The sequence below is a fragment of the Daejeonella rubra genome, from assembly GCF_900103545.1.
Lineage (GTDB): Bacteria > Bacteroidota > Bacteroidia > Sphingobacteriales > Sphingobacteriaceae > Daejeonella > Daejeonella rubra.
In genome coordinates this window covers 1-12,093 of sequence record NZ_FNHH01000033.1, presented here as the reverse complement: position 1 = coordinate 12,093, position 12,093 = coordinate 1, and the positions used below count along the sequence as shown (strand labels likewise).

Below are 12,093 nucleotides of genomic sequence, written 5' to 3'. Positions count from 1 at the left end.
TTAATATATCCTCTAATAAAGCCGTCAACATAGTCCTGCCTGCTCGTTGAGGGCTGCTTTGTATATTGGATAATTGATCCTCTTTCATTCTTTTCTTCCAGTTAACAGACAACTGATAACAGACAACTATACAATACAATAAGGTCAAATAATTCAATCTCCCTCATACCCCAGCACCGTACTCTCCTTACTATGCCTCAAATTCCACCATATTCCTCTCAAAAACTGTCTTGCATGGCCTATACTGCCCTTCAAAATATAGCTGAACAGATTTCTTGGCGTGACCAGAAATAATAGATGAAAGTAAAATATAATCCTGGAAAACCATGGAGCATTTCTTCGGATAAACAGAATCCGGTTCCTGCACATGAAATACTCTTTCAGAAGGCTGTTTTTTCCAACAGACATGGATTCCTTATGATAGATCCGTGCCTTAGGCTCAATCCAGATCTCGAATCCGACTTTTCTGATCTTCTCGCACCAATCCATTTCTTCATAATACAGAAAGAATAGTTCAGGCATTAGTCCTGCCTTATTTATTGCCTCTTTCCGGATCATCATTGCTGCCCCATGAACAAATCCGGTTTGACCTGTTGCCTTGTCATATTGTCCAAGGTCTTGCTCCATTTGGCCAATACAGCGATTCCTGCCGGTGTTCATATTCATTCCGGTAAATCCGGCGTATTGGATAATGTCGGGTTTGTCGAAATAGAGGATTTTCGGACTTATAGCTCCAATTTTTGGGTTGGAATCTAAAACAGCTACCAGGTTTTCGATCAGACCCGGAGTAAATTCAGTATCGTTATTAACCAGAAATAAATAGTCACCGGTGGCCGCTTTCAGTGCCAAATTATTGCCTCCTGCAAAACCCAGGTTTAGTTTTGAACGAATAAAGCGGATGTCATTGTATCTGTCATTCCACCGGGGAATTGGATCATGATCACTTCCATTATCGACAACAATTATTTCTATCGGAAAGTAGCTATTATTTATTTCTACAGAGTTTATAAACTCTTCAGTAACTGCTGCCTGATTAAAATTTACTGTAATAATGGAAACTTTTTTCAATCTGAAATTTAATTGTATTGTCAAAGTACTGAAAAAAATGCCGGATTTCCTTTCCCTTAATATTTGTTCAGTTCTGGAGCCAGGAACCATGAGCCAGGAGTCAGGATGATGAAGTGATAGTTTGAAATTACCGGTATTTCTTCAGATAACAGACAACTGATCTCTGGAGCCAAGAACCAGGAACCAAGAGTCAGGATGATGAAGTGGTAGTTTAATATTACCGGTATTTCTTCAGATAACAGACAACTGATCTCTGGAGCCAAGAACCAGGGTGATGAAATACTAATTTTCATGTGATTGGTGTTCTAACAGTACCACCGGCCAATGTGCCTAAAAAAATTAGAATCAATCTAAAACGAATGTCATTCCGAATCCTGCCCTTCAGCAGGTGAGGAAACTTAGTAAAACCTGTAAACTTATTTCATTACTTATCAAATTTTCTTAGCCGTCCAGTGTCCACCGCCGGCGGGGGAATTAAAGGGGGTGGATTTTTCCTTGTAAGATCATTTTTCCTGTGGTCGTTGTTCTCCCTGTACCACAAACCTATGTGCCTAAAAAAATTAAAACCAGTCTAAATCGAATGTCCGAATCCTGCCCTTCAGCAGGTGAGGGAACTTTGCGAGTAAGGCACAAATATGGATAGGTTAAGAAAGAATCTCGCAGAGACGCAAAGACGCGTTGTGTTCTGCATAAAGCGAATGTTCATAATTTATCTGTAACCCTTTGCGTCTTCGCGAGCCCAACTGCTGGAAGTCAGAAGATGATTTATTTCATATAAACCCATCTCGCAAGTTGAAAAATTGTCAATGTTACTATTGAAAAAAATGCTCTCGCAGAGACGCAAAGACGCGTTGTGTTCTGCATAAAACGAATGTTCATAATTTATCTGTAGCCCTTGGCGTCTTCGCGAGCCTGCCTTCTGCAGGTAGATATGTGCCTATTCTATGGAATATAAATTAATATTAATGACCTTCTTTGTGAGAAGCTTTAAGGTTTATTTTAAAAAATGGTCTCGCGAAGACGCAAAGACGCAGAAACACGATTGGTTGACATAAAAACTATTGTTCATAAAATGGTTTCTCCCTGATTGAATTGAATTATACTATTTGTTTTTTCCAGCATTGAAAATTAGCATAAACCTTATATTTATTTTGGTACGAATGATGCATAAGTACCTGATTTAGTATATTTTCAATGTCAAGGCATAAAATTGAATTATTGATAATTTTTCATGAATAGTATTTCTAATTTTGATAGTTATTTAACTGATAAAAAATATTTAATTATTAATCATGTATTAAATTAATATTTTGGAAAATTTTAATATAAACGAAGATCGACGGAACTTCAACGATTCATCTGCCGCCATTCATAGAAAACTGGATGAGCTTATTCTTCTCTTATCGGACACCTCGCTTGATAATGAATCCTTACAAGAATTGCAAAGAAAATTTCATGCAGCTATAGGTTCTGCAGCCAGCACAACTGCCTTAAGTCCGTATGTTAAAGATGGCAAAAAAAATGTTGCTGCTGAAAATGCAGACGCTGATTTTAATCAGTTGTTATTTATCAATCAACTGGATAGGAATGCACAAAAGAAATTTTCAGTTAATCAATTGATGAACAAAGTGATACGGGTTGTCATTTCTTTGCTTTTGGTGCTCCTGGGGTTTGGGATGATCATCATGCCTGCACCACCCTATTTTGAAATGTTCACTCTCTTTTATATTAACCCAAATGATGGGGTTACGATCATGGATGTGATCTCGCTGATCGTTGCCTTCACCGGTATCTACATATTGATCAGTACTTTTTCTAAAAGGAAGGGAAAATGATAGGAATGTATACTTATTTTATTAAGTATATCTGCACAAAATGTAGAAAAAATTACCCAACTTGTGGAATATTTTCTTATCCCGGCTTGAATTTACTGGAATCCTTGAATTTGAATTAAAAAAAAATGAAATTAATTCAAGTATTGACAGCCCTTATACGTACATAATTACCAGAAGGTTACATTTCTTATTATATTGGTTTAATATTTGACTTTTAGGGGCTTGATAGCTTTGTTTTTTGTCTCGGGACTAAATAAAGTAGTCCTTATAATAAAATATAAATGTTCAAAAAATTCACCTCCGTTCTGCGGATTCTTGCGATACTTATTGTTTTATCGGTTTTTTTTACTGATGGTGTAAAGGCACAGTTTCCGTATACTGATGGTTTTACTAATTCTACTTCACCAGGAATGGTGCTTGGGGGGGTAGCTACTCTAACAGTTCCAACAATTGATGCAACAGAAGGAACCGGTTATTTGCGGTTAACAACAAATGGATCAAACCTAACTGGTTATGCATACAATACCCGAACATTCTCCTCGACTGATGGTCTCGATATAACATTTGATTATTATACTTACGGAGGGACTGGTGCAGATGGTATATCTTTCTTCCTATTTGATGCTACTGCTATAGGTTCTTTTCAGATTGGTGGATTTGGTGGTTCGCTTGGATATGCCCAACGCGCTGGTGTTTTTCCTGCTCCAGATCAGCCAGGCTTAAGTAAGGCATTCATCGGTATTGGACTTGATGAATGGGGGAATTTTAGTACAACAAATCAAGGCCGACAAGGAGGAACGGGAATAGCGCAGATTGTAAATTCCGTAACCCTACGTGGTGATGGTAATGGAATCGGTGCTGGAACCCCATCTGGAACTAATTACAAATATTTATATAGTATTCAAACCTCGAATCCCGGAGCGATGTTAGCATATGGTGCTGGTAATCCTTTTACGATAGGGCTTTCCGGTCCAACCAGTACATTAACAGCTTTAACTACTCCTACTAGGGCGGCAGGTTATAGCAGTACAGATAATGGTTTTCGAAGAGCTAGAATTATCCTTGAGCGAACTTCAGCTACAACGTATAAAATAAATGTATATATTACTGAAAGGACATTAGGGGTCTTAGCAACTCATAGAGTTGTAAATGATCTCATATATACCCCAGTTTCTGCTATTCCTGATAACTTTAGTTATGGATTTGCCTCGTCAACGGGAGGCTCAAATAACTTTCACGAGATCAGAAACATTGATATTTCTGTTCCTTCAAGTGTTTCAAAGATTCCAGTTTTGGCAGATATTGCTAAAAGCGGACTTGAAGACGCAACTATTTCATTTTCCACTGCTAATTTTACAAATAGTTTTATCGATCAAAATGGGTTTACCACTTTGACTAAAATTCGTGTACAGAGTCTCCCTGCTAATGGCATTCTGAAAGTTGGTGGTGTCAATGTTACTTTAAATCAGGAGATCCCAATTGCCAATATACCTACCATAACTTTTGTCCCTAATGCTAACTGGCATGGAGTAACCAGTTTTGATTGGAATGGTTTTGATGATTCACAATACGCAGCTACAGCCGAGCAGGTAAATATTACAGTGACCTCTGTTAACGATGAACCATCAGGTACTGATAATGCTATTTCAATGCTTACCAATACCTCTGATCATATACTTACAGCTGTAAATTTTGGATTCTTAGATGTTAATGATATAACTCCTGGTCCAGTTAATACGCTGTCTGTGGTAAAAATTACCACATTGCCAACTTTTGGCTTATTGGAGTTGAACAATGTTCCTGTGACTGCCGGTCAGGACATCAGCTTTGCAAATATTAATAGTAATTTGTTAACTTATACTCCGGTAGCTGCTGCTAATGGATCTCCATATGCAACTATGACTTTTCAGGTTCAGGACAATGGAGGTATAACAAACGCTGGTGTTCAACTTGATGCAACAGCAAATACCTTTACTATCAACGTTGCACCCACACCATCTATTACCCTTACGACCGCAAATCCTCAGATCTGTTTTGGAACTACCAGTGCTGGAATTGTTTATAGTGGTACAACAGGAACACCCAAGCCTGATCGTTATAGTATAAATTGGGATGCAGCAGCAAATTTTGCTGGTATTCCAGATGTGGTTGATATAATTTTTGACGGTACAGCAGGTGGCACAATTACAATACCAGCTTTAGGCGCAGTCGCTGCAGGTACTTATAATGGCACTTTAACTGTTCGAAATAATTTAAACACAATTATTAGTGCTGGAACAGCTGTTAGCGTTAAAGTGAATTCCTTGCCAACAGTAGCGGCTATTACTGGCACATTAAGTGTTTGTACGGGATTAACTACACAATTAGGGAATGTTACAGCAGGCGGTTCCTGGAGCAGCAGCAATGGAGCTATAGCAACTGTTAACGCATCTAACGGACTCGTAACAGGGGTAGCATCGGGAACAGTAACCATTACCTATACCACAGCAGCAGATGGCAACGGATGTATAAACACGTCAATTGAGACCGTTACAGTGAATGCCTTACCAGCGATCAACATGGCAGTGAGTGATCCGGTGATTTGTTCAGGAGAAACAGCGACCATTACTCTGAGCAATTCAGTGTTAGGAGTAAGTTACCAGTTACGATTGGATTCAGATAATTCATCAGTTGGTACAGCAGTTGTTGGTACAGGCGGTAGTATTACATTCAATGTAACTCCGGGTGCTACCACGATCTATAATATTTTAGCTACCAACGCAAGCTCTTGTTCAGCGATGGTAACCGATAAGTCTACAGTTACAGTGAATGCCTTGCCAACAGTAGCGGCAATTACCGGCACATTAAGTGTTTGTTCGGGATTAACTACCCAATTAGCGAATGCCACATCAGGCGGTTCCTGGAGCAGCAGTAATACAGCAGTAGCAACTGTTAACGCATCCACCGGACTCGTAACAGGCGTAGCAGCAGGAACAGTAACCATCACTTATACCACAGCAGCAAATGGCAGCGGATGTATAAACACGTCGACTGCGACAGTTACAGTGAATGCCTTGCCAACAGTAGCGGCAATTACCGGCACATTAAGTGTTTGTTCGGGATTAACTACCCAATTAGCGAATGCCACATCAGGCGGTTCCTGGAGCAGCAGTAATACAGCAGTAGCAACTGTTAACGCATCCACCGGACTCGTAACAGGCGTAGCAGCAGGAACAGTAACCATCACTTATACCACAGCAGCAAATGGCAGCGGATGTATAAACACATCGACTGCGACAGTTACAGTGAATGCCTTGCCAACAGTAGCGGCAATTACCGGTGCCACTGGCACATTAATCGGGTCAACTACCCAATTAGCGAATGCCACAGCAGGCGGTACATGGAGCAGTAGTAATACAGCTGTTGCAACAGTGAGCTCTGCAGGTTTGGTTACAGGTGTTTCTGCGGGTACATCTACAATTACCTATACAGTTACCACCGTAGGTTGTTCCACAGCAGTTGTAAAAACAATTACAGTAAGTTCAGGTCCAACTAATACTCCCCCTATTAGCGTGGCAGATAATTACACTGTAATAAAAGGTGGAACGCTTAATGTGGCAAGTCCGGGGGTTCTTACAAATGATACCGATGCCAACAGCAATTCGCTTACCGCTATAATAGTGACAAGTCCTGCTAACGGTACATTGACTTTCAATAGTAATGGCTCATTTACCTATGTACATAATAATGGTACATCTACATCAGATAGCTTTACCTATAGAGCGAATGATGGAACAGCTGATGGGAATGTCGTTACTGCCAGTATAGCAGTCATTGTATCCAATACCCCTCCGGTTGCAGTCGCGGATAGTTATTCAACAACCAAGGGCTCGACATTGAATGTTTCAACTCCTGGTATTCTTTTTAATGATACCGATACAGAAAATAACTCACTTACTGCAATCAAAGTAAGTAATCCAACTCACGGTATCCTGACATTAAACAGTAACGGATCATTTACCTATGTACACGATGACGGAAGCTCAACTTCCGATAGTTTTGCTTATAAAGTGAACGATGGTACCATTGATGGAAATACAGTTACCGTAACGATCAACATAGTAACTCCTGGTGTTGCACCAGTTATTGCCGATATTAATAGATCGGGTTTTAAAAATCAGGATATTTTGTTTACTCTGTTAAATTTTACAGAGAAATTTGTGGACATCCTTCATACTATTCAGAAAGTAAAAATAGTTTCTTTGCCACCATCAGGGATATTAAAATTAAATGGTGTTACTATCACTGCGGGACAAGAGATAGTTGCAGCAGATCTGGAAAAGATCACTTTTACACCACAAAATAATTTTGCTGGAAATTTAAGCTTCCAATACAGTGTAACTTGTACCGGCGGACTTACTTCAACCAGCAAGAATATCAATATTACCATTATTGAACCTGGTGTTCCCCCGGTAGCAGTAGCTGATTCTTATACGGTGACCAGAGGGGTTTCATTGACTATCGTTTCTCCGGGGCTGCTTGCAAATGATACTGATCCTGACGGACATCCATTAACCGCCATCAAGGTTACTGACCCGGCTAATGGATCACTGGTATTGAATTCAAACGGATCATTCACCTATGTACATAATGGTAGCGCGGCAATTTCAGATAGCTTTACCTACAAAGTTAATGATGGATTTCTTGACGGTAATACAGTAACAGTCAACTTATCAATTCCATTAGTTAACCTGCCTCCAGTACTTTCCAATATTTCAAAATCAGGAAATAGTGCTTTACCAATACCATTTACACTGGCAAACTTTGTAGAGAAGTTTACTGATACAGATTCCCTGGTAAAAATCAAAATTGTAACCTTGCCCGGAACAGGAATACTTAAATTATACGGTACTCCCATAGTAGTTAATCAGGAGATTGGCGAGGCAGACATTAAAGGACTAACATTCGAGCCGCCATTGCAATGGAACGGAACTACTTCTTTCTTGTGGAATGCCTCTGATGGAACAAAATATGCAACAAGTAATGCGACAGTAACTATTCAGGTTACTCAGCCAAGCGATCCGAATGCAAAAATTGGACTGGCGAAGCAATTGGCATCCATTACTCCCAATTTAAACGGGTCTTATGATCTGAAATTTATCTTCACCGTAGTGAATTATGGCACATTCGATCTGGATAGAATTAGTGTAAGAGATAATCTGGCACTTGCTTTTGGTGGTGCTGAAGTATCAGTAAAACTGATCAGTGCATTTGGTAATCTTAAAGCAAATACATCTTATAACGGTTTCAGTGATACAGAACTCGTACTAAATTCAAGTAAACTTGTTGGTGGAGAGGAAGCAAAAATTGAATTACTGGTTAATGTTCGATTATTACTTACAGGAGGTATATTCCAGAATACAGCAACAGCTGAGGCAATATCTCATATTACCGGGTATAAGGTGAGTGATGTATCGACAAATGGTTTGAAACCTGATCCTAATCTGGCTGCTGATGTTAGTCCATCTGAAGTAACAACCATTAAACTAGACTTATTGCCTACCTACGTTCCTCCTGGATTCTCACCTAATGGGGATGGTATAAATGATAAGTTTGTTGTTCAGAATGCTGATGGCAAGCTTGTATCACTCGAAATGTATAACCGTTGGGGAAACCGGGTTTACAGATCGAAAGATTATAGAAATGACTGGGGTGGAGAAGTTACTGAGGGTTTCTTCCTTGGTAAGGATATTCCTGATGGTACCTATTATTACATAATTGTCATTGATAACAAGGACAGATATGCGGGCTTTATTACTGTGAACAGGTAATTTATGAGAAGAATAGTAACAGTAATGAAAAACGGAATTTTAAATAGAATACTCTTTGTTATAGGATTAATAGTGCTTGCTGATCCCTTATTCGCTCAGCAAAATGCACTGTTTTCACAATATATGTTCAATGCACTTGCTATAAATCCTGCTTATGCAGGGAGCAGGAATGTGGTAGCTGCAACAGCTTTATACAGAAATCAGTGGGTAGGTATTGAAGGTGCTCCAAAGACCGGTACGTTCACAATAGATGCTCCTTTTTCAGACGAGCGTATAGGTATGGGTTTACAGGTAATTTCTGATAAGATCGGTATTACAACAACAACCGGTCTTGTGCTGAGTAGCGCATACCGTATTCCAATGAACGATGGAAGTCTTTCTTTTGGCTTGCAGGGTAGTATGAATAATTACCATGCAGGATTCTCAACGGTAAACCTGGATCCTTCCGGCCCTATTCCAGATCAGGCATTTCAAGGGGATGTAAACAAGACCTTATATAATTTTGGTTCAGGAGTTTATTACAATACAAGTCGCTTTTACGCTGGTTTTTCTGTTCAGGATTTTGTTAGAAACAGATTGAATATTGATACAATTTCTGATGGTGATATTACCGCCAGACAGTCGGCCCATGGCTACCTGACAACAGGTTATGTATTTCCAATTGGGATGGATCTTAATTTAAAGACATCTGTACTTGTTAAGGGTGTAAAGGGTGCCCCTGTTCAAGGCGACTTTAATGCCACTATTTGGATTAAGAATGTGTTTGCTATCGGTGCTGAATACCGAACAAGTGCGGATGTTTCAGCATTGATGGAATTAAAGGTAAGTCCGCAGGTTAGAATAGGTTATGCATATGACAAAAGTATTACAGCCTTAAGAAAGTTTAATTCCGGAAGTCATGAGTTTATGTTGAGATATGAGTTCTCCTTTGACCGTGATAGGACACTTTCTCCAAGATATTTTTAATTTTATTTTCTTTTAGTTATATGCAATTCAGGAAATTAACAATAACGCTTTTAACCATCCTAATATTCATGATCGTTCAGCCCCTTTGGGCTCAGCAGATGGATAACAGCCCACTGTTAAGAAAGGCCTTAGTTGAATATCAGAATCTGCGTTTTGCCACAGCCATAAGGGAGCTGGATAAAGTATTGGAAAAAGAACCTGATAATGTAAGTGCTCAGGAAATGATGGCGGGTAGTAACAGGAACATTAAAAATTATGTTGAAGCTATGCATTGGTATGGAGAGCTTTGTAAGCTTAAAAAAATAAAACCTGAATGGGCACTTTATTATGCCGAAGCCTTAGCCAATAAAGAGAAGTACGAGCAATCTGAACAATGGTATCGTAAATTTCTAAGCCTAAGGCCTGCTGATAGGCGTGCAGACGCATTTAGTAAGGCAAATCTAAGCTCATTTTCAAGTAATGCCGGAGAATATAAGGTTGCTTATTCCAGCATTAATACAGATGATTCTGAGTACTCACCGATGTATTATAAAAATGGTTTACTTTTCATTAGTAACCGTCAGCAAAAGAACAGATATGTATTTCAATGGGATAGAACTTCCTATTCTGATATGTATGTAATAGATGATCTTAATGACATAGCAGAAGCTGAACCGGATAGTACCATGCCTGGGGAGAAAAAAAAGGCAGCTAAATATATCGCCTCAGATTATCCCGCTGAGCGTTCATTATTGAGCCTGTTCTCTACTCCAAAACAAGATGAAGGGACTGCTGATCAACCTGCATTGCTTCGTGGTAAGGTAAGAAGCAGTTATCATGAAGGCCCAGCTGTTCTATTACCTGAAGGCACCCTCTTGTTTACCAGAAATAACTTTGTAGGAGGTAAAGTTTCTCTAAGCCGTTCTGGAGTTAATAAGTTAAAACTTTATACCGCCAGCGGCGCTTCATGGGATAAAATCACCCCTTTCCCGTATAACAATAACGAATATTCAACAGGGCACCCAACTGTTTCAGCAGATGGCAATATTTTAATCTTTGCTTCTGATATGCCAAGAGGGTTTGGCGGTACTGATCTTTATTACTGCGTTCGAACGGGTGAGGGTAAAAAATGGGGAAGGCCAACCAACCTGGGTTCAAAGATCAATACAGAAGGTAATGAGCAATTTCCATATCTTCATAAGAACGGTAAATTGTACTTCTCATCCACAGGCCATCCGGGATTAGGAGGACTAGATATTTTCGAGGTAGTGTTGAGAGATCTTAAAGCCATCGGTAATATTCATAATCTGGGTTCTGATATTAATTCTGCCGCTGATGATTTTGGTTTTATTCAGGATGAAGACGCTAAAACAGGATTCTTTAGCTCCAATCGGAGAGGTAATGATGATATTTACCAGTTTAATCATATGACCTATACTGTGGTATTACGAGGCCAGGTGGTTGATGCAGAGAATAATAAACCATTGCCTGGTAGCAGGGTTATCTTACGTCATAATGGCATAGTCGATAGTATTCAAACCAATGCTAATGCTGAGTTTACTAAGGTGCTTTCTAAAGAAACTGATTATGAAATTAGCGGGAACCGCATATCTTACGTAAGTAAACAAAATTATCTGAGTACTTCTGGTATCACTGTTGACTCTACAATGAAAGTGACCTTGAAATTGAACAGGGCAGAAAATATGCAGCAATGGGTAATTGATAATTGTGCAGCATTAAAGAAGACATTTAGTCTGGAAAATATTTATTATGACCTTGATCAATCAGAAATTCGCCCGGATGCAATGCTGACTTTAGATAAAATTGCTGAAGTAATGAATAAAAATCCTGAGATCACTATTATTTCAGCAAGTCATACAGATAGCAGAGCAACTGATAATTATAACAAAGAACTTTCTCTGAGGAGGGGTGAAGCTGCCCGTTCTTATTTGATTTCAAAAGGAATTGATGGCAGAAGAATTGAAGTGCGGTATTATGGTAAAAGCAGGCTTATAAATACCTGTATAGAAGGTGCAGATTGTCCTGAATTTGAACAGCAGAGAAATAGAAGAACAGAGTTTGAAGTTATATTGAATGGTGTTAATCTCACTCAGCTGACTTGCGATAAGTAGATGCTCTGGTCGGTGTTTCCTCTGGTCGGTGTTTTCACCGATCAGTCTCCATAGCAGTGCATGGTACGGAGACACGAACCATAGGAAATCTACCGACAGGTTGGCTCGCCAAGACGCTAAGACGCAAAGTTTTACAAATTATTTATGATCATTCGTTTTATATCCTGCAATTGCGTCTCTGCGAGATTTTTTCCTCTGGTCGGTGTTTTCCTTTAGACTTGTAAAAGTAAAACAGAGTATAGAACTTGTGTTTTACAATAGTTACAAGGGCAAAGGCAAATTAAGGTGTTCTCCGGGAATTAA

General features: G+C 39.3%; 6 protein-coding genes. 4 read left to right on the top strand and 2 right to left on the bottom strand.

Annotated features, from left to right (window positions below; all coding sequences use genetic code 11):
* Positions 1-153: 153 nt before the first annotated feature.
* Together BLR27_RS16435 and BLR27_RS16430 are read right to left on the bottom strand one after the other, a co-directional pair.
* On the bottom strand, positions 154-1,068 hold the full coding sequence (locus tag BLR27_RS16435; RefSeq protein ID WP_090706730.1) for a glycosyltransferase family 2 protein: 915 nt from the start codon (positions 1,066-1,068) through the stop codon (positions 154-156).
* 56 nt (positions 1,069-1,124) lie between these two features.
* The gene (locus BLR27_RS16430) at positions 1,125-1,361 is read right to left on the bottom strand and encodes a hypothetical protein (RefSeq protein WP_090706704.1); all 237 of its coding nucleotides are present in this window, start codon (positions 1,359-1,361) and stop codon (positions 1,125-1,127) included.
* Between the two features lie 1,017 nt (positions 1,362-2,378).
* Between BLR27_RS16430 and BLR27_RS16425 the strand changes: the two genes are divergently transcribed.
* The 4 genes from BLR27_RS16425 (at position 2,379) to BLR27_RS16410 (ending at position 11,790) form a co-directional block, all read left to right on the top strand.
* Positions 2,379-2,903, top strand: coding sequence for a hypothetical protein (locus BLR27_RS16425; protein ID WP_090706702.1), 525 nt, complete (start codon positions 2,379-2,381; stop codon positions 2,901-2,903).
* Positions 2,904-3,184: 281 nt separating this feature from the next.
* Positions 3,185-8,713, top strand: coding sequence for a tandem-95 repeat protein (locus tag BLR27_RS16420; protein WP_090706701.1), 5,529 nt, complete (start codon positions 3,185-3,187; stop codon positions 8,711-8,713).
* A gap of 3 nt (positions 8,714-8,716) precedes the next feature.
* Positions 8,717-9,679, top strand: coding sequence for a PorP/SprF family type IX secretion system membrane protein (locus BLR27_RS16415; protein WP_245704543.1), 963 nt, complete (start codon positions 8,717-8,719; stop codon positions 9,677-9,679).
* Positions 9,680-9,747: 68 nt separating this feature from the next.
* A complete protein-coding gene (locus BLR27_RS16410; protein ID WP_176767727.1) occupies positions 9,748-11,790 on the top strand; it encodes an OmpA family protein in 2,043 nt (680 codons plus the stop codon).
* The last annotated feature ends 303 nt before the right edge of the window (positions 11,791-12,093 follow it).